Below are 19,331 nucleotides of genomic sequence, written 5' to 3'. Positions count from 1 at the left end.
CTCCACCACGGATGCCGAGGCCAGCGTGATGAAGATGCCCGACGGCGGTTTTCGCCCGGCCTACAACGTGCAGCTGGCCACCGACACGGCCAGCCAGGTAATCGTGGGCGTGGATGTCGTGACCCGCGGCAGCGACCTGGGCCAACTGGCGCCGATGGTCGGGCAGCTCGACGAGCGTTACGCGCGCCGTCCGCAGGAGATGCTGGTGGAGGGTGGCTTCGCCAAGCATGACGACATCGAGCGCCTGGCGCCGACCACTACCGTGTATGCCCCGCTGCCCAAGCCCAAGGACACCGGGCGCGATCCTCATGCAGCCCTCCCGGACGACAGCGAGACCATCGCAGCCTGGAGGGAGCGGATGGGCACGGATGAAGCCAGGGAGATTTACAAGGAGCGCGCCGCGACTGCCGAATGCGTCAACGCCATCGCCCGCAACCGCGGCTTGCAGCGCTTCAACGTGTGCGGGCTGGACAAGGTCAAAAGCGTGCTGTTGTGGTACGCGCTGGCACATAATTTGATGCGCCTGCTTGAGCTGGCGCCTGGGTTGCTGCCGGGGGTGCCGACAATGGCCTGAGCGGGCCGCGGCGACCGGGACAAAACGCTCTGCTGTGCGTCTCTGCTCCCCAGCGCGGTTCGGGCACGGCAAAAGCACGCGAAGCTGAGAATCCAACACTGTCTCCCTACATCACGGCACAGCAGGCTCCAGAGTCGAAAACTTCACAGCCTCTGAGGCCACGCGGCCGGTGAGTACGGCGCACAAGCCGCACTCGCCGGCCCTGGCGAAGTGGATCGACCTCAGCCCTTGGCCAGACCGCTCCGCCAGCTTTCCAGCTGGGCCACGTGTTCGGCCTCCTCCTCGGCGAAGGCCTCGGCCATGCGCTTCACCTCCGGGTCCTGGGCGGTCTCGGCGATACTCCGGTAGTAGTCATAGCTGCGCCGCTCGCCGTCCAGGGCCAGAGCCAGGGCGCCGGGCACGTCCATGAATCCGTCCACACCGGCCCAGGCGGCCGCCTCGGGGCTGGTACCCTCGGGCCACTCGTAGGCGTCGGGGGCCAGCTCCGGCAGGTCGTGGAAACCGCCGCGCTGCATGGCCTCCTTCAGGTGCAGGCGGGAATAGTGCGCCATCTGCCGGAAAAACTCGGCCACCTCCATGCTGCCGAGGCTCTGCATCGCCTCGGCCAGCTCCTCGTAGCGGCGCGCCGACTCCCTCTCCAACTGGATGGCATGGGCCAGGAAACGCTGGATATCGTCCATGCCCGCCCCTCAACCGAACTTGAACAGGATGCCGAACCCGCCCCGCGGCCATTCCCAGGCCACATTGCGATGTTCGTCGCAGATGATCCGGCAGGTCCCGCATTCCAGGCAGCCGTCGGTGGCCAGCGCCACCGAGCCGTCGGTCTCGCGGCTGTAGCAGCCGGCGGGGCAGCAGACGGTGCATTGCTGGTTGCGGCACCTGGCGCAGACCGCGGCATCCTTGATCTGGATGTGCGGGCGGTCGATATCGACCCGGTAGCGGTCCTGGAACAGCTTTTCTTCGATCTTCGACATGCTCATCTCCTTACTCGACGGCGCGCCAGAACTTGAAGGCGTCACCGATCAGCCCGAACAGCGAGCGGGACTCGACGAAGCTCTTCCTGATTTCCTTCTCCTTGCTCTTCTTGTCCACCCCGTCCACGCGGATCAGGGTCTGGACGGCCTTGGAGAGCAGGTCCGGATAGGTGGTGAAGAACTGCTTGTTCTTGTGGAAGATCTCCGGCATGCGCCGGTACTTCTTCAGGTCCTTCATGACGAAGCTGTCGTCCAGCTTCTGCTTGTACTCGGCGAGGTTGGCGGCGCTGAACGGCTTGCCGGCGGCCTTCAGCTCGACCAGGGTCTGCGCCGCCAGCATGCCGGTGGTCATCGCCAGGTTGGAGCCTTCGCGGTGGATGCCGTTGACGAACTGCCCGGCGTCGCCGGCGATCATCCAGCCCTCGCCGTAGACCTGGGGGATGGCGTGGTAGCCGCCCTCGGGAATCAGGTGCGCGGCGTATTCCTTCATTTCGCTGCCGGCAATCAGCGGCGCGATGGAGGGATGGGCCTTCATCCGGTCGAGCAGCTCGTAGGGGGTGACCTTCTGCTCCTTGAAGTCGGAGAGCATGCAACCGACGCCCAGGGTGATCGACTCCTTGTTGGTGTAGAGAAAACCCGTGCCCATCATGCCGGCGCTGATCTTGCCGGCCATCTCGATGACCACCCCTTCCTCCTCGCCGATGTTGAAGCGCGCCTCGATAGTTTCCTGGGGCAGGAAGTGGATCTCCTTCACCGCCAGAGCCACGTTCTCGGGCTTGATCTCCGGCTGGAAGCCGGCCTTCACCGCCAGGCGCGAGTTCGCCCCGTCGGCGAGGATCACCGCGTCGGCACGGATCTCGCCGCCCTGGCGGTCGGTGCGCACGCCCACCACCTTGCCGCCCTCGATCAGCAGGTCGGTCACCGTGGTTTCGCAGATGGTCAGCACCCCGGCCTCGCGGGCCTTCTTGTTGAACCACTGGTCGAAATGCACGCGGATGATGGTGTAGCGGTTGTACGGCGGCTTGTTGAAGTCCTCCGAGCGGTAGTGCGTGCCCATATAGGACGCATCGTCCATCACCCAGACGCGCTGCTCGATCAGGTGGCGCTCCAGCGGGGCGTCGTCTCGGAAGTCGGGAATGATCTTCTCGATGGCGTCCGCGTAGAGGATGGCGCCCTGCACGTTCTTCGAGCCAGGCGTTTCGCCCCGCTCGATCTGCAGCACCTTGAGCCCGCCCTTGGCCAGGGTGTAGGCGGCCGCGTTGCCGGCCATGCCGGCGCCGACCACGATCACGTCGAATTTTTCAGCCATGGTGTTCTCCTGTCAGCCGGTCTTTTTCGCCTGGGCCAGATGGGTCTTGAAGGCTTCGGTCAGCGCCGGCAGAACGGTCGTGGCGTTGCCGACCAGGCCGTAGTGGGCGAAGTCGAAGATGGGTGCGTTCGGATCGCTGTTGATGGCGATGATCAGGTCCGCGCCGTCCATGCCCACCCGGTGCTGGATGGCGCCGGAGATGCCGGCGGCGATGTACAGCTTGGGCCGCACGGTCTTGCCGGACTGTCCGACTTGACGGTCCAGCTCGGCCCAGCCGGCCTGGACCACCGGACGCGAGGCGCCCACTTCGGCGCCGAGCACCCTGGCCAGGTCCCAGACGTGGCGGAAGTTCTCCTGGTTCTTCAGGCCCCGGCCGCCGGCGACGATGATATCGGCGAACGGCAGGTTGGGCTTGTCGCGGGTATCGTCGGGGATGAACTCCAGCACCTTGGTGATGATCGAGGTTTCGATCATCGAGAACGGCACCTCGACGATCTCGCCGCGGCGGCTGGCGTCGGGCTCCGGCATGGCCATCACCCGCGGACGCACGGTGGCCATCTGCGGCCGGTGGCGCTGGGTCATGATGGTGCAGAGCAGCGAGCCGCCGAAGGTCGGACGGGTGGACGCGAGGTTGCGCGTCTCGGTGTCGATGAGCAGCTCGGTGCAGTCGGCCACCAGGCCGGTACCCAGGGTGGTGGCCACCGAGCCGGCCAGGTCGCGGCCCAGGGTGGTGGCGCCGAGCATGAGGATTTCCGGCTGGTAGCCGTTCACCAGGTCGGTGAGCGCCTTGGTGTAGGGCTCATTGCGATAATCCTGGAGCACCTCGTCCTGGAGCAGGTAGCACTTGTCGGCGCCGAAGTGGAAGGCCTCGGCGCAGATGCTCTTGCCGCGCTCGCCGGGGCCGCAGATGACCACCCCGCAAAGCGCCACGCCCAGCGCGTTGGCCAGCTTGCGGCCTTCGCCCAGGAGTTCCCAGGACACCGGATGCACCTCGCCGCGCTCGCTCTCGATGCAGACCCAGACGTGACGGTAATCGACGAAACGGGGGTCCAGCTCGACCTTCTTCTTCGCCGGCTTTTTCGGTTGTTCGCTCATTTCGTTGTCCTCATACCGCCCGCTTGGCGATTTCCTGTTCCAGCTTGGGATGCTGGGTGAACAGCTTGGCCAGCAGGGTCACGGCCAGGTTCTTCGGATCGCTGTCGTGGACTTCGATCATCTCGGCCCGCTTGCTGCGCGGCTTGGGCGCGAAGACCTTGCTGACCACGGTGGGGCTGCCCTTGAGGCCGATCATTTCCACCGCATCGATGCCGGCGGCCTCGCGGTCCCAGACCTTGAGTTCGTGGCGGGCGGCGCGGAACAGATCGTCCAGGTCGCCGAAGCGCATCTCGTTGGTGCCTTCGAGCATGGTGATCAGGCACGGGGTGGAGGTCTTGAGCAGCTGCACGCCGCCTTCGGCGCGGCGCTCCACCTGGATCTCGCGCTTCGCCAGGTCCACGTCGACGATCTTCGACACGTAGGTGAGCAGCTGGAAGTCCAGGCGCTTGGCGATGCCCGGCCCGACCTGGGCGGTGTCGCCGTCGATGGTCTGCTTGCCGGTGAAGATCAGGTCGACCGGCATGTCCTGCATGACCTTGCGGATGGTGGCGCTGAGCGCATAGGAGGTGGCCAAGGTGTCGGAACCGGCGAAGGCCCGGTCAGAAACCAGGATGGCATCGTCGGCGCCGAAGGACAGGCACTTGCGCAGCGCCGCCTCGGCCATGGGCGGGCCCATGGTGATCACGGTGACCGTGCCGCCGAACTTGTCCTTGAGGCGCAGGGCCTCTTCCAGGGCGAACAGGTCGTAGGGGTTGATGATCGCCGGGACGCCCTGGCGCATGATGGTGTTGGTGACCGGGTGGACCCGGATCTGGGCCGAGTCCGGCACCTGCTTGATACAGACGACGCTGTGCATGGGGGTGGCGCTCCGAAGAGTGGGACGAATCAGACGGCCTGGTAGCGCGGAACGCTCTTGTCGATGCGGATGCAGTCGACCGGGCAGTTCGACGCGCACTGGGCTTCGTCGTGGTCGCCCACGCACTCGGTGCACAGGTCGGTCTTGATGGCGTAGACGCCGTTCTTTTCGTAGATCGCGTCGTTCGGGCACTCGGATTCGCAGGCGGCACAGGCGGTGCACTCGGAACCGTTGATCTTGTAGGGCATGGGAATTCTCCTGGTGAGTATCGGCTAATTGGCTAACCAGTGAATTGCAACCGCCATACCACGCCGAATTTCCGGGCCTTTTATATAAAACCAATATAAAAATCCTTTAAAATCAAAAAGATAAAAATTGTCGTCTTTATGCATGAAGTGCCCGTCGAATATTTCTTTCGGTGGCCTTTGCTGCAAATAAAAATACGCCGGAGCGCCGCCCGATAAATCGGGACACATAAAAACGCACATCGAAAGGCGTGCAAGTTTCCGCCGGTTCGTTAAGGTATCGCCGGATTTGTTTATCGCCCGTCCGAGGAGTCCCATGTTCCCCGCCACAGCTATCAAGGAAGCATCGCCGTGCCGCACAACCTGCCTCTGATCACCACCCTGGCCACCGCCTTCGGCCTGGCTCTGCTGCTGGGCGTCCTCGCCGCCCGCCTCAAGCTGCCGGCGCTGGTCGGTTACCTGCTGGCCGGCATCATGCTCGGCCCCTTCACACCGGGCTTCGTCGCCGATGCCCATCTCGGCCACGAACTCGCCGAGATCGGCGTGATGCTGCTGATGTTCGGCGTCGGCCTGCATTTCTCCCTCGACGACCTGCTGGCGGTGCGCAAGATCGCCCTGCCGGGGGCCATCCTGCAGATCGCCGTGGCCTCCGCCCTGGGTGCCGGCATCGCCGCCGCCTGGGGCTGGAACCTCGGCGGTGCGCTGGTGTTCGGCCTGGCCCTCTCGGTGGCGAGCACCGTCGTACTGCTCAGGACCCTGGAAGCGCACGGCATCCTGGACTCCATGAACGGGCGCATCGCGGTCGGCTGGCTGGTGGTCGAGGACCTCGCCATGGTGCTGGTGCTGGTGCTGCTGCCGCCCCTGGCCGGCGCGCTGGGCGGCGATGCGCCGGACGCCGGGGCAGGGAGCTTGTGGGGCACCCTCGCCCTCACCCTGCTCAAGGTGTCGGCCTTCATCGCCCTGATGCTGGTGGGCGGCCGCCGGGTGCTTCCCAAGCTGCTCTGGCTGGTCGCCGGTACCGGCTCGCGGGAACTCTTCACCCTCTGCGTGGTGGCCGCCGCGGTGAGCATCGCCTACGGGGCGGCCGAACTGTTCGGCGTGTCCTTCGCCCTGGGCGCCTTCTTCGCCGGCATGGTGCTGCGCGAATCCGAGTTCAGCCACCGCGCCGCCGAGGAATCGCTGCCGCTGCGCGAGGCCTTCGCCGTGCTGTTCTTCGTCTCGGTGGGCATGCTCTTCGACCCGCGGGTGCTGCTCGAGCAGCCGCTGCAGGTGCTCGCCGTGGTCGGCATCATCGTGGTCGGCAAGTCGATCGCCGCCGCCGCCCTGGTCCTGCTCCTGCGCTACCCGCTGAACACCGCGCTGATCGTCTCGGCGAGCCTGGCGCAGATCGGCGAGTTCTCCTTCATCCTCGCCGGACTCGGGGTGAGCCTGGGCCTGCTGCCGGTGGAAGGCCAGAGCCTGATCCTCGCCGGCGCGCTGATCTCGATCGCCCTCAACCCGGTGGTGTTCAAGGCCGCCGAGCCGCTGCAGGCCTGGCTGGGTTCGCACTCCAAGCTGGCGCGCCGGTTGGAGCATCCCGCCGACCCGCTGGCCGAACTGCCGATGAGCACCCACGAGCGCTACCTGTCCGGGCAGGTCGTGCTGGTCGGCTACGGTCGCGTCGGCCGGCGCATCGCCCAGGCCCTGGCCGAGCGCGACATTCCCTACGTGGTGGCCGAGCAGAACCGCGAGCTGGTCGAGCGCCTGCGCGCCGAGGGCGGCGCCGCCGTCTCGGGCAACGCCGCGGACCCGGCGGTGCTGATCCAGGCGCACATCGCCCGCGCCAGCATGCTGGTGGTGGCCACCCCCGACACCCTCGACGTGCGGCAGATGATCGCCACCGCCCGCACCCTCAACCCGGTGATCGAAACGGTGGTCCGCACCCACAACGAGGAAGAGGCCGAACTGCTGGAGCGGGAGGCTGCCGGGAAAATCTTCCTCGGCGAGAACGAACTGGCCCACGGCATGAGCCGGCATGTGCTGGAGCGCTACGGGAAAGCCCGTTGAGCGGCCGGCAGCCGGTAATCCGACGGAGCGTGACTACCCTGGATAGATGATAAGAATTATCATCTATCCCCGCCCTCGCCGACCCGCGTCGTTCCCCGCCGATGTCCGATCACGATTCCCCTGCCGACCTCGACCCGCCGGACGCCCCGGCACCGGGCGAAGCGCCGGAGCAGGACTTCCTGCGGGTCTTCCTGGCCCAGCGCGAACGGATGGAGGCCCTGGTCAGCCGGCGGGTCGGCTGCCGCGCCACGGCGGCGGATCTCATCCAGGACCTGTTCCTGCGCTTCTGGAAACGGCCGCTCAAGCCGCTCGACGAGCCCGGCACCTACCTGCTGCGCAGCGCGCACAACCTGGCCATCGACCATCTGCGCGGCGAAGGCAAGCGCAACCGCTCGCTGGACAGCCTGGCGCCGGAGCACGACGGCGAAAGCGCCTCGCTCGAGGCGGCGCTGCAGGCCGGCGACGACCTGCGCCGGGTCGAGGCCGCGCTGCGCGGCCTGCCGGAGCGCACCCGCCACATCTTCCTGCTCAACCGCATCCACGGGCGCACCTACGGCGAGATCGCCAAGGCCATGGCGCTGTCCCAAAGCGCCGTGGAAAAACATATGATGCGCGCCCTCGACACATGCAAGGCGAGCCTGGATCATCCGCCCCAGCGCCGCGACGCCACGCCAGGGAACGACCGCCGATGACCCCGCCGCCTTTCATGTCTACCGCCCAGGAACGGGAAGCCTGGCGCTGGCTGCTGCAACGCCAGGCGCCGGACGGGCTGCGCGACGAGCCGGCCTTCGAGCGCTGGCTGGCCGCCGATCCCCGGCATCCGCAGGTCTATGCCCGGGCCGAGGCGGTGTGGACGCTCAGCGCCGCGCCGGCGGCCCGACTGGCGCAGGAGGAGTCGGCCGCCCTTGCCGGGTATCTGGCACGCATGGACGCCCCCCGGCGCACACCGCGGCGGCACCGCGCCCCGGCCTGGTCGCTGGCCACGGCCGCCTGCCTGCTGCTGGCGCTGTGGACCGGCGGCTGGTGGCAGCCGGAGCACTGGCTCGGCGATCTGCGCGCCGACTACGTTTCGGCGCCCGGCGAAGTCCGCGAACTGACCCTGGCCGATGGCTCGCAGCTGGTCCTGGACGGCGACAGCGCCCTGGCGGTGCATTTCGATGCGCAGCAGCGGCAGATCGAACTGCTGCGCGGTGCCGCCTCGTTCAAGGTGGTGCGCAACGGCCTGCCCTTCGTGGTCCGCGCCGAGGCGGGCGAGGCGCGGGTGCTGGGCACCGAGTTCGAGGTCCGTCGCCTGTCCCGGGAAACCCGCGTCACCGTCGCCTCTGGGCAGGTGGCGGTGCGCGCCGGCGAAGGCCCTGAGCTGCCGCAGGCGGTGCTGCACGCCGGGCAGCGGGTGGCCTTCGAAGACGGCCGCCTGGGCACGCCCGAGGCGGTCGACAGCAACGCCGCGCTGGCCTGGCGCCAGGGCTGGCTGGCCTTCTACCAGGCGCCGCTGGGCGAAGTGCTGGAGCGCCTCGGCGACTACTACCCAGGGCGCATCCTGCTGCTCGATACCGAGCTGGCGGCGCGCCGGGTGACCGGCTCCTTCCCCAGCGCCGATCCGCACGCGGCGCTGAACTCGCTGCAGGCGGTGCTCGGCTTCCGGCAGCGCGAGCTGTTCGGACGGCTGATCGTCGTCCACTGAAAATATTTTCGTTTTTCGTTGAGGTATAGCGGCTCGGGCTCCGTGTAGTAGCTGAATTGCGATTCATTTGCATCAGCATTCCACGCTTACGAGAAGATCCCGATGACCCACCGCGCCTCCCTGCTGTCCCGCTCCTCCCGGCAGTTCCTCGCCACCGCCCTGCTGGGACTCGGCCTGAACGGCCTGCCGGCGACCGCCGCCCAGGCCGAGACGCCCCAGGCCGCCTGGCAGGACCGGCAGTACACCTTCGCCATCGCCGGCGGTTCGCTGCCGCGGGCACTGGGCGAGTTCAGCCGGATCACCGGACTCAGCCTGGTCTACACCGACGAAGCGCTGTATGCCGTGCAGGCCCGGGCGCTGGAGGGGCACCTGAGCGCCGCCGCCGCCCTCGAACGGCTGCTGGAAGGCTCCGGCTACAGCTACCGGCAGATCGACGAGCGCACCCTGACCCTGCAGCGCCTAGGCGGCGCCGACAGCGGCCCGATGACCCTGTCGAGCACCCTGGTCAGCGCCGACAGCGATCCGGAAAGCAGCTACCAGCCGGAGCCGACCGCCTCGATCATGCGCAGCGACACGCCGGTGCTGGAGATCCCCCAGACGATCAACGTGGTTTCCGCCCAGGTGCTCAAGGACCAGCGCCCGCGCAACCTCGACGACGCGCTGAACAACATCAGCGGCATCACCCAGGCCAACACCCTCGGCGGCACCCAGGACGCGGTGACCAAGCGCGGCTTCGGCGACAACCGCGACGGCTCGATCATGCGCGACGGCATCCCTTCGATCCTCGGCCGCAACTTCACCGCCAGCGTCGATCACGTCGAGGTGCTCAAGGGGCCGGCGAGCCTTCTCTACGGCATCCAGGATCCCGGCGGGGTGGTCAACCTGGTGAGCAAGAAGCCCGAGCTGACCGCCCACCACTCCATCAAGGGCAGCGCCAACGCCTACGCCCACGGGCGCAACGGCAGCGGCGGCCAGTTCGACAGCACCGGAGCGCTGGGCACGCTGGGCGACTATGGGCTGGCCTACCGGCTCATCGTCGACTACACGGACGAGGACTACTGGCGCAACTTCGGCACCAACCGCCAGACGACGGTCGCGCCCTCGCTGGCCTGGTACGGCGCGGACACCACCGTGCTTATGAGCTACGAGCACCGCGAATACACCTACCCCTTCGACCGCGGTACGGTCATCGACCCGAACACCAAGCGGCCGCTGGACATTCCACGCCGGCGCCGGCTGGACGAGGCGTTCAACATCACCGAGGGCCGCTCCGACCTGAGCCGCTTCAGCATCGACCATACCTTCGACGAACGCTGGAAAGGCCACTTCGCCTACGGCTGGACCCGCGAGACCTACGACGACAACCAGGCGCGGGTGACCGCGGTCAACACCGCCAAACAGACCGTGACCCGCCGCGTCGACGGTACCCACGGCGCGGTCAGCACCGACAGCTTCGCGCGGCTCGGCCTGAACGGCGACTTCGAACTGTTCGGCCTGCGCCACGAGCTGATGACCGGCATCGACAGCGAGAAGCGCAAGATCTTCCGCGCCGACCTGATCCGCGGCGCCACCTCGACCCTCAGCTACACCGATCCGGCCTACGGCCAGATCGATCCGTCGGACAACGTCGATCCGTCGAGCAGCGACCAGACCGACAAGCTGCGCACCGACTCCGTCTATTTCCAGGACTCCATCCACCTGGACGACCGCTGGATCCTGGTGCTCGGCACGCGCTACCAGCGCTACGATCAGTGGGCCGGGCGCGGTCGGCCGTTCAAGGCCAACACCGACGTCCAGAGCCACAAGTGGACGCCGCGCGCCGGTCTGGTCTATCGCCTCAGCGACGAAGCCTCGCTGTACGGCAGCTACACCTACTCCTTCAAGCCCAACTCGACCATCGCGCCGCTGGCCAACAACCAGGTCCTCGACGGCGCGACCCCGCCGGAAGAGGCGCGCTCCTGGGAGATCGGCGGCAAGCTGGACATTCCCGGGCGGATCACCGCCAACCTCGCGCTATTCGACATCCACAAGCGCAACGTACTGATCAGCCAGCTCGACGCCAACGGCGACAGCTACAGCCGCGCCGCCGGCAAGGTCCGCTCCTACGGCCTGGAGCTGGACATGAGCGGCCAGCTCAGCGAGCACTGGAGCCTGATCGGCAGCTACTCCTGGCTGCACGCCGAAGTGACCGAAGACCCGGAGCTGAAGGGCAACCGCCTGCAGAACGTGGCCAAGACCACCGCCTCGGCCTCGCTGGTCTATGACGTAGGCTCGCTGTTCGGCGGCGACCAGTTGCGCCTCGGCGGCGGCACCCGCTACGTGGCCAAGCGCTCCGGGGATGCGGCCAACTCCTTCACCCTGCCCTCCTACACGGTGACCGACGCCTTCGCCACCTACGAGACCCGGCTCGGCGAACAAAACCTCACCCTCCAGCTCAACGTGAAGAACCTGTTCGACAAGACCTACTATGCGTCCAGCGCCAACCAGTATTACGTGTCGATCGGCGAACCCCGGCAGCTCCAGCTCTCCAGCACGCTGGAGTTCTGAGTGCCTGCGCGCGATCCTTTCGACAAGCCTGGCCGGAGGATACCGGCCGGCCAAACCGGATCTGGCGGTCAGCGGCGACTGGCCGCCCTGGCGCGCACGACCAGAATACGTCCGAGAACGAGACCGATGGCTCCGGCCAGCCCCGAAGCGAGCAGCACTCCCAGCTTCGCGGCACTCAGCAGACGTTCACCGTCGAACGCCAGCGTGGCGATGAAAATCGACATGGTGAAGCCGATCCCGGCCAGACAGCCTATCAGCCACATCCACGACCAGCTCATGCCCTCCGGAAGCCGGCACCAGCCCAGACGGACCAGGGTCCAGCTGCTGAGCATGACCCCCAGCGGCTTGCCGACGACCAGGGCCAGCGAGACCCCGAGCATCACGGTCAACGAACCGCCATTCGCCAGATCGATGCCATCGAGGCCCACCCCGGCATTGGCCAGCGCGAACAGCGGCATGACGCCATAAGCGACCCATGGATGCAGCGCCATCTGCACGCGGACGACCGGCGGCAGCAGCTCGCGCTGTGCGTGGCGCAGCCGCTTCACCGGCTGCATCAAGCGGTGCGCATCCTCGGCGCCTTGCCGTACGCGCTCGACGAAGTCCTCGATGGCACCGGTTGCCGTTTCGACGGGGCGCGCGAGGCTTGGCGACGAGACGACCGGCGTCATCAACCCCAGTACCACGCCGGCCAGCGTCGGATGAGCGCCGGTCTGCAGCAGACCGAACCAGAGCAGGGCTCCGGGGACGACGTAGGCCCAGGCCGAGCCGATGCCGATCCGCTGAAAGCCCAGCACCAGCAAGATTCCGACCCCGGCGATCGGGAAGCCCGACGGATCGAGTCCGCCCGAAAAGAACAGCGCAATGATCAGTACCGCAACGATGTCGTCGATGATCGCCAGGGCCAGCAGAAAGACCCGCACGGAGCCGGGAATCGACTTGCCCAGCAGGGCCAGCACACCGACGGCGAAGGCGATGTCGGTTGCCGTCGGCACGGCCCAGCCCTGGCGAAGAGCCTCGCTGCCGTTGACGGAAAGGTACAGCAGCGCCGGCACCGCCACGCCGCCCAGGGCCGCCGCCATCGGCAAGGCAGCCTGCTTGAGGCTGGCCAGGGCTCCGTCATGGATTTCCCGGCGAATCTCCATGCCGACGACCAGGAAAAACACGGTCATCAGCGCGTCGTTGATCCAGAAGTGCAGGGAGCGCGAGACGACATGCTCGCCGATCCCGACGCTGAGCGGCATGTGCCACAGATGCTCGTAGCTCGCTGCGGCCGGCGAGTTGGCCCAGATCAGCGCAAGGGCGGCGGAAAGCAGCAGGACGATGCCGCTCACCGCTTCGATGTGCAGGAAACGCTCAAGCGCGTCGAACGCTTTGTCGGCCAAGCGTTGCGCAGACGGCAACGCCTTGCGGGAAGGGTCTTGGTTCATGAGGTCGCTCGCTCTCGGCTGTGCGGCGGCCCGACCGGCACAAGAAACCTGTCCGGCTGCACCCGCAAACCCGACACCCGTTGCCGACCCTACACAAAAGGATCGGCAACGGGAAGGCCGGCGATCGTGTCGGGAAGTGTCTCGTCGACGAGACGCGGCTTGCCCGTTCGAGGACTCCTCAGCTCGACTGGGCATCCTCGTCGTCCGGAGTCTCGTCCAGCGACTCCGGCGGCCCCGGCAACTCGGTAACCACGCTGAAGTCGCTGACCTCGACGGCTCCCAGCCCGTGGCCGAGCAGATGGAAGGAGAACGCCTTGCGCGATTCCGGGTTGTCGAAACCGAAATCCATCACCAGCGGCTGTTCGGCAGTGACCCGCACTTCCGCGGGCAGGCCCAGGGGCACGTCCCGCTCGAACTCCTTGGCCTTGAGCAAGATGTAAGCGTCCTGCTGCGGGTCCACGGAGCGTACCGTCAGGCGCACGCGGGTGTGCGATCCCTTGGGCATCTCCAGATACTGGGCGCCGATGAGGTTGTCCGCCCAGTCGTCCGGGACCTGCGCCCGAAGCGGGATATGGGCCGGGCTGCCGAACTGGTAGCGCCGGTTCGACGCCGTCCGCAGCAGGGTGCGATCCAGCGCGGCGGCTCGCGAGGCGATCTGGCGCGCCCGCTTGCCGCCATACTGGCCGAGAAAGGTCGCCCGCTCGGCGATGAAGCCTTCGCTGGCGTAATACCGGCAGTGCTGCTGGAAATCGCATTCGGTCAAGGTTCCCCGACCGTCGTGATAGCGCAGCTTGCCGTTGGTGAACGACATGATCTCCCGGCCCGTTCGATAGTCCCGGAACAGCGAACGACCGCTCAGGGTGGCCGGCACCGGGAAACCGAAGTAGTCGAGTAGCGAGGCGCTCAGATCGACATGTCCGTAAACCCCGGACTTCAGCCGGGGCAATTGCTCCCGCTCCGGGGCCAGCACCAGGTTGAAGCCCCAGGACGAGGCCAGGCGCACGCCGTCGATGCCGTGGGACTCGTCCGAGGTGACGATCACCAGCGTGTCCTTCAAGACGCCCCGGCGCTCCAGTTCGGCCAGGAATGTCCCGAGCGCGTCGTCCAGATAACCCACCGCGGCCTGCTTGGGCGTGTCGTGGCGCTGCAGGTAGTCTTCGGGCGCCGAATAGGACTGGTGAGTGCCGACGGTCAGCAGGGTGAGCATCCAGGGCCGGTTCTTCTGCCGCAACTGTCCGACGTAGTCCAGCGCCCCCTCGAAGAAAGCACGGTCGTCCATGCCCCATGGGAAATCCAGGTACGACGGATTGGCAAACCACTCCCGGCCCCGGGTGGCGTCGAAGCCGATGTGCGGCATGATCTGGTCCTTGGCCATGAACCTGAGACCTGCGGCCTGCAGGTAGTGCGTGGCGAACCCGTTCTGGCGCAGCTGGGCCGGCAGGCAGTCCCGGTTGCGCCGGGTCAGGGTCAGCATCTCGACGCCCTTGGGCGTGCCGTTGTCGAGCTTGTCGTAATCGCCGCAGAGCATCGCGTAGAGGCCGCGAATGGTCTGGTGGCTGTGCAGCACATAGTCGGGCGTGTTCATGCCGCGCTCGGCCCATGCGCTCAGCTGCGGCATCGGGTTTTCCCGGTAGCTGCTGTGCAAGGCCTGCCGGTTGACCCCCACGTAGGCGCCCGGAATGCCCTCCAGCACCACCACCAGTACGTTGCGTGCGCGGCCGGGAGCCGGCAGCAGTTTTCGTCCCTTCAGGTCGAGCCGGGTGAGGCCCGCCATCTGCGGCGGAAGGTCGACGCGGTCGCCCTCCAGCCAGACCTCCAGCCGGGCCTGCCCTTCCCCGAGGCCCGCCGTCAGCAGTTGATGCGGCAGGTTGAACAGCCGCCACTGATCCTCCTCGCCGGGGTGCAGGTACTGCACGCCGCCGTGGGCCAGCAGAAGCAGCGGCGGCACTATCCAGGCACGCCGGGGCAGGCCTGGAGCGGATCTCGAACGGCCGGCCCATCGGCTGGCCAGCCAGATCGCCAGGCCGAGCGCCAGGGCGGCGGCCAGCCAGGGCTGGGCAAAACCGCCGCCGCTGGAGTTTCCCAGAAACTGCGGGTCGAGCAGGTAGTGGAGATCCGCCACGTCCGGCAGCCTGCCGACCGCGCTGACCAGTTCGGCCGCAGCCAGGGTCATCAGGCTCCACACCGACAGCACCGGCAATCCCAGCCACCACGGACGGCGGTGCACAAGCACGATCAGCGCGCTGGCAATACCCAGGTCCGACAGGTACCCGAGCGGACTGGACCAGCCCAGGGCAAGGCGCAGGCCCAGCGGAACGACCAGTACCAGGCCGGTCAGGGCGACGAGGGAGAAAAGGGGATGCGCTAACCCGCGACGAATGAAGTTCACAAAAACCTGTCCGCAGTAAATCGTCATGGAGGTGTGGGGAGCCGAGGCATCGGAAACCTGACGCCGGCCCGGCGCTCGAGGCACGGGATCGGCGGCCGGCGCCGAGCGGCGACCTCTGCCCGCAACGGGGGAGCGGCGCCCTCGGGCAACGGATCTCCCGCGACGGGTCATTATCCCGATGTGAAAAGATTGTGAAAATAGGCCGAAACACCCGGAAAATCAAAAGCCGGACGACGCATTGCGCTTCGCCCGGCCCTAGGGAGCATCGGCGGGCCGGTTCCGGACGGACTCCGGCCCCGGCGGACGACTCAGTTGACGGCCGTCAGCTTCGCCAGGTTGGCCTGCCAGACTTCCAGCTGGACCACGTGCTCGGCCTCCTCGTCGGCGAACTCGGTGGCCATCGCCCTCACCTCCGGATCGGCGGTTTCGTCGGCGATCGTCTGGTAGTACTCGTGGCTGCGCTGTTCGCCGTGCATGGCCAGCGACATCGCGCCGAGGACGTCGATGCCGGGGTTCACATGGCCCCAGGCGGCTTCCGGGCTGGAACCGTTGGGCCAGTGGTATTCGTCGGCAGCCAGGTTCGGCAGGTCGTGGAAACCGCCGCGCTCCATGGCTTCCTTCTGATGCAGGCGGGAGTAGTGCGACATTTGCCTGAAGAATTCCGCCACCTCGGCATTGCCGAGGGTGTCCATGGCTTCGGCCAGCTCCGCGTAGCGGCGGGCCGATTCCTTTTCCAACTGAATGGCATGGGCCAGGAAACGCTGGATATCGTTCACGCCTTCTCCTTGATTGACTGAAGGTGAATGAAAGCCGAAGCCGCCGCGGCCCTGTCGAACGACCGGGTGGCCTCACCGAAAGTAAGGATAATGCGGCAGGTTTCACATCCCCGGCAACCGGCGATTTGCCGCGGCAGGCAGTGCATGGCCGGTGCGGCACTCGGTAGACTCGACGCGGTGACCGCAGAGACCGCCGCTGGAGGTGGCCTCTCCCCTATCCTGAGGCATCGACGACCATGCAGATCGACGAAGAACTGACCTTCAGGAAGCTGGAAATCTTCCTGGCCTTCATGCGCAGCGGCAACCTGTCGCGCGCCGCCGCCGAGCTGGAAACCAGCACGGTCAGCGTGCACCGCGCCCTGCACTCGCTGGAAAGCGCCCTGCGCTGCCCGCTGTTCAGGCGCGAGGGGCGCAAGCTGAGCCCGCTGGAAAGCGCCCATGTGCTGGAGGACCGCGCGCAGAAGCTGGTCGCCGACGTGCTCGACACCGTGCGCCTGACCCGCGAGGCCGCCGGCTTCTCCGCCGAGCGCTTCAAGCTCGGCGCGCTCTACTCGCTGACGGTGAAGACCGTGCCGCAGCTGATCATGGGCCTCAAGCTGCGGCGCAGCACGCTGAACATCGACCTGATCCTCGGCTCCAACGTCGACCTGCTGTACAAGCTGAAGAACCTCGAGCTGGACGCCATCCTGGTCTCGCTCAACGACAGCGTGGCCGATCCGGACTGCGACTCGCTGCCGCTGTTTCGCGACGACATCTTCCTCGCCGTGCCGGTCGACTCGCCCTTCGCCGCGCAGGCCGAGGTCGATCTGGCCGAGCTGCGCGAAGCCACCTTCATCACCCTGACCCAGGGCTTCGCCACCCACCAGGACGCCCTGCGGGTGTTCCGGCAGGCCGGCTTCGCGCCCAAGGTGGCGATGCAGGTCAACGACATCTTCACCCTGCTCAGCATGGTCAGCTCCGGGGTCGGCTACGCCCTGCTGCCGGGGCGCATCGCCGCGGTGTACGAGAACCGCGTGCGACTGATCCCGCTGCAGCCGCGCTACCGGATGCAGCAGCAGATCGGCGTGGTGTTTCTCAAGAGCCGCGAGCGCGACCCCAACCTGCTTGCCCTGCTCGCCGAGTGCCGGATGTACGCCAAGCGCCACGAAATCTGAACACGAAAGGCTCCGCACGGGGCGGAGCGTTTCGGCAGCCTGGGGCCGTTCAGAAGAAGAACAGCGTCAGCAGCACGAACCAGGGCAGCAGGATCGCGCACGACCAGCCCATGTAGCCGAAGAAGCTCGGCATCGGCACGCCGCGCTGGTCGGCGATCGCCTTGACCATGAAGTTCGGCGCGTTGCCGATATAGCTCAGCGCGCCCATGAACACCGAGCCCATCGACACCGCCACCAGGGTCTGCGGCAGGTCGTTCATCATCACCTGCGCATCGCCGGAAGCCAGGTTGAAGAACACCAGGTAGGTCGGCGCGTTGTCGAGAAACCCCGACAGCAAGCCGGACATCCAGAAGTACATGCCGTTGAGCGGCGAGCCGTCGGCATGGGTCACCGCCGCCACCAGCCCGGCCATGCCGCCCTCGCTGCCGGCGCGCAGGATGGCGAGCACCGGCACGATGGTCAGGAAGATCCCGGCGAACAGCTTGGCGACCTCCAGGATCGGCCCCCAGTCGAAATCGTTGCCGGCCCGCACCTGCGCCGGCGTGATCTTCAGAGACGCCAGGGCCAGGCCGAGCATCAGCAGGTCGCGCACCAGGTTCTGCAGCTCGATCGGCGTGCCCGCCACCGTGAAGGCGGCCCCCGGCTTCCAGACCCCCGACAGCAGCACGGCGCCGACCACCCCGCCGAGCAGCAGGAAGTTGACCGTGCCATAGAGCTTGAGCGGCGAGTCCGGCGACGGATCGCTCGGCAGCAGTTCGTCTTCCCGGGCGTAGAAATAGCGGTCGACGCAATAGAAGACGCTCAGCAGCGCCAGCGTCGACAGCAACACCGGCAGCAGCATGTGCTCGACTGTCCAGAAGAAGCCCACCCCCTTGAGGAAGCCGAGGAACAGCGGCGGATCGCCCAGCGGGGTCAGCCCGCCGCCGATGTTGGCGACCAGGAAGATGAAGAACACCACCACATGCACGCGGTGCCTGCGGTTGTCGTTGGCGCGCAGCAGCGGACGGATCATCAGCATCGCTGCGCCGGTGGTGCCCATCAGCGAGGCCAGCGCCACGCCGATGGCCAGCAACGCGGTGTTCAGGCGCGGCGAGCCGTGCAGGTTGCCGCCGACCAGAATGCCGCCGGAGATGGTGTAGAGCGAGAACAGCAGGACGATGAACGGCAGGTACTCGGCGAACAGCGCATGCACGATCACCGCGACGGTGTCGTGCAGACCGAAGGCGACGACGAACGGAATCAGGAACAGCAGCGTCCAGAGCGCGGTGATCTTGCCGAAATGGTGGTGCCAGATCCGTCCCGCGAACAGCGGAAACAGGGCAATCGACAACAGGATTCCCACGAAGGGAATGCTCCAGGCAAGACTCAGGGCGGCGCCGTCGACTTCCGCCGCAAACAAGAGTCCGGGCGACAGAAGCAGTACATATAAAAACCGGCTCAGGAACGACTTCATTAACTGACTCTCCCAATGAAAGGTGATTACAGATATCCGAACTCTTGCGAACGGCGACTAGCCCGGAGCAGCAGTCCATCAACCAGAACAGGCTTTATCCATGAAGGCATTAATTGCGCCAGATCAACATAGGAATATTCATTTCCCATGAAAATTCATCATCAACTATTCGGCCCTTCGTCGGCGGGCTCTCCCGCCAGGCTCCCCGGACAGTGCCAGTCAGCCGCGACATACAGGGGGCCAAACCGCGCCAAAGCCCGCGGTTCCTGACAGCTGGCCCTACAGGGACTTGCCGCGATGCCGGCCCCCCCTGCAGGTTCCACGGGAAAAGCCATACTCGAAATTGTGTGCCGCTCTATCTCATGGCACATGAGCACATGTCTCGAAGAGCAACCCAGCCCTGTATTGAAAGCGCCACGCATTAATTAATGCGGCGTAAAAAAATGGCTGAAATGCTACACGCCAATATTCACTTACCATTTAAGTGGATAATATTTCCGAAACAACGCCTGTTACTCATATGCGCTCGCCGGATGAGCCGAGCAAACTTCTGCTCGAAGCCTTCTCCAAACGCAAAAAAAATGGCCGCCTCGCGGCGGCCAAAGGTTTCGACGGTAACTGCGGAACGGGCGCTCAGCCGAACAGGCTGCGCATCATGAAGTACAACCGCGGCGCCCTATGGGATAGCAGACGACTGCGCAGCGGCAGTAAGAAAACCGCCAGAGAGCAGCCTGTATGCTGAAATCCTGCTCCCCGTGAGAGCGAAAATACGACTTCGACAGATCAGGAAAACAGTTGA

At 66.3% G+C, this 19,331-nt stretch carries 18 protein-coding genes; 7 read left to right on the top strand and 11 right to left on the bottom strand.

What is annotated here, in order from left to right:
* Positions 1-574: transposase (locus tag BMY22_RS08210; RefSeq protein ID WP_208599249.1), on the top strand; the 574-nt coding region annotated here is incomplete at its 5' end.
* Positions 575-795: 221 nt separating this feature from the next.
* Here the strand turns inward: BMY22_RS08210 and BMY22_RS08205 are convergent.
* Genes BMY22_RS08205 through BMY22_RS23735 form a run of 7 tightly spaced genes read right to left on the bottom strand, consistent with a single transcriptional unit; the run spans position 796 to position 5,371 of the window.
* Positions 796-1,254: a ferritin-like domain-containing protein gene (locus BMY22_RS08205; protein ID WP_090621059.1), complete on the bottom strand. Its 459-nt coding sequence runs from the start codon at positions 1,252-1,254 to the stop codon at positions 796-798.
* Between the two features lie 9 nt (positions 1,255-1,263).
* Positions 1,264-1,548, bottom strand: coding sequence for a ferredoxin family protein (locus BMY22_RS08200; protein ID WP_090621057.1), 285 nt, complete (start codon positions 1,546-1,548; stop codon positions 1,264-1,266).
* 10 nt (positions 1,549-1,558) lie between these two features.
* On the bottom strand, positions 1,559-2,857 hold the full coding sequence (locus BMY22_RS08195) for an FAD-dependent oxidoreductase (protein ID WP_090621056.1): 1,299 nt from the start codon (positions 2,855-2,857) through the stop codon (positions 1,559-1,561).
* Positions 2,858-2,869: 12 nt separating this feature from the next.
* Entirely contained in the window at positions 2,870-3,952 is a 1,083-nt protein-coding gene (locus tag BMY22_RS08190) for an electron transfer flavoprotein subunit alpha/FixB family protein (protein WP_090621054.1), read from the bottom strand.
* A 10-nt stretch (positions 3,953-3,962) separates the two neighbouring features.
* Positions 3,963-4,808 carry an electron transfer flavoprotein subunit beta/FixA family protein gene (locus tag BMY22_RS08185; RefSeq protein ID WP_090621052.1) on the bottom strand — a complete coding sequence of 282 codons (846 nt, stop codon included), beginning with the start codon at positions 4,806-4,808 and terminating at the stop codon, positions 3,963-3,965.
* A 29-nt stretch (positions 4,809-4,837) separates the two neighbouring features.
* A complete protein-coding gene (locus BMY22_RS08180; protein ID WP_090621051.1) occupies positions 4,838-5,056 on the bottom strand; it encodes a 4Fe-4S binding protein in 219 nt (72 codons plus the stop codon).
* A gap of 24 nt (positions 5,057-5,080) precedes the next feature.
* Complete coding sequence (locus tag BMY22_RS23735; protein WP_143068471.1) at positions 5,081-5,371, bottom strand: hypothetical protein; 291 nt, start codon at positions 5,369-5,371, stop codon at positions 5,081-5,083.
* A gap of 33 nt (positions 5,372-5,404) precedes the next feature.
* On the opposite strand from BMY22_RS23735, the gene BMY22_RS08175 reads away from it, so the two are divergent.
* From BMY22_RS08175 to BMY22_RS08160, 4 genes are all read left to right on the top strand, one after another.
* A complete protein-coding gene (locus BMY22_RS08175; protein ID WP_090621049.1) occupies positions 5,405-7,099 on the top strand; it encodes a cation:proton antiporter domain-containing protein in 1,695 nt (564 codons plus the stop codon).
* 101 nt (positions 7,100-7,200) lie between these two features.
* Positions 7,201-7,791 (top strand): RNA polymerase sigma factor, encoded by a 591-nt coding sequence (locus tag BMY22_RS08170; protein ID WP_090621048.1) that lies wholly within the window; start codon positions 7,201-7,203, stop codon positions 7,789-7,791.
* Positions 7,788-8,783, top strand: coding sequence for a FecR family protein (locus tag BMY22_RS08165; protein WP_208599248.1), 996 nt, complete (start codon positions 7,788-7,790; stop codon positions 8,781-8,783). Before BMY22_RS08170 ends, BMY22_RS08165 begins: the two co-directional genes overlap by 4 nt.
* Before the next feature lie 102 nt (positions 8,784-8,885).
* Complete coding sequence (locus BMY22_RS08160; protein WP_090621046.1) at positions 8,886-11,330, top strand: TonB-dependent siderophore receptor; 2,445 nt, start codon at positions 8,886-8,888, stop codon at positions 11,328-11,330.
* Positions 11,331-11,398: 68 nt separating this feature from the next.
* On the opposite strand, the gene nhaA is transcribed toward BMY22_RS08160, so the two are convergent.
* From nhaA to BMY22_RS08145, 3 genes are all read right to left on the bottom strand, one after another.
* Positions 11,399-12,760: a Na+/H+ antiporter NhaA gene (gene nhaA, locus BMY22_RS08155; protein WP_208599247.1), complete on the bottom strand. Its 1,362-nt coding sequence runs from the start codon at positions 12,758-12,760 to the stop codon at positions 11,399-11,401.
* Positions 12,761-12,938: 178 nt separating this feature from the next.
* Positions 12,939-15,149 (bottom strand): LTA synthase family protein, encoded by a 2,211-nt coding sequence (locus BMY22_RS08150; protein ID WP_244158823.1) that lies wholly within the window; start codon positions 15,147-15,149, stop codon positions 12,939-12,941.
* Between the two features lie 308 nt (positions 15,150-15,457).
* Positions 15,458-15,925: a ferritin-like domain-containing protein gene (locus tag BMY22_RS08145; protein ID WP_090621043.1), complete on the bottom strand. Its 468-nt coding sequence runs from the start codon at positions 15,923-15,925 to the stop codon at positions 15,458-15,460.
* 236 nt (positions 15,926-16,161) lie between these two features.
* Between BMY22_RS08145 and BMY22_RS08140 the strand changes: the two genes are divergently transcribed.
* Positions 16,162-17,079: a LysR family transcriptional regulator gene (locus BMY22_RS08140; protein WP_090621041.1), complete on the top strand. Its 918-nt coding sequence runs from the start codon at positions 16,162-16,164 to the stop codon at positions 17,077-17,079.
* 49 nt (positions 17,080-17,128) lie between these two features.
* Here the strand turns inward: BMY22_RS08140 and BMY22_RS08135 are convergent, their stop codons facing one another.
* Positions 17,129-18,532, bottom strand: coding sequence for a sodium:proton antiporter (locus BMY22_RS08135; RefSeq protein WP_090621040.1), 1,404 nt, complete (start codon positions 18,530-18,532; stop codon positions 17,129-17,131).
* Positions 18,533-19,016: 484 nt separating this feature from the next.
* Between BMY22_RS08135 and BMY22_RS23725 the strand changes: the two genes are divergently transcribed.
* Entirely contained in the window at positions 19,017-19,274 is a 258-nt protein-coding gene (locus BMY22_RS23725; protein WP_139204325.1) for a hypothetical protein, read from the top strand.
* Positions 19,275-19,331 lie beyond the last annotated feature (57 nt).

The sequence above is a fragment of the Azotobacter beijerinckii genome (assembly GCF_900110885.1).
Lineage (GTDB): Bacteria > Pseudomonadota > Gammaproteobacteria > Pseudomonadales > Pseudomonadaceae > Azotobacter > Azotobacter beijerinckii.
The sequence above is the reverse complement of the archived record's forward strand: the minus strand, read 5'-3'. Positions and strand labels throughout refer to the sequence as shown.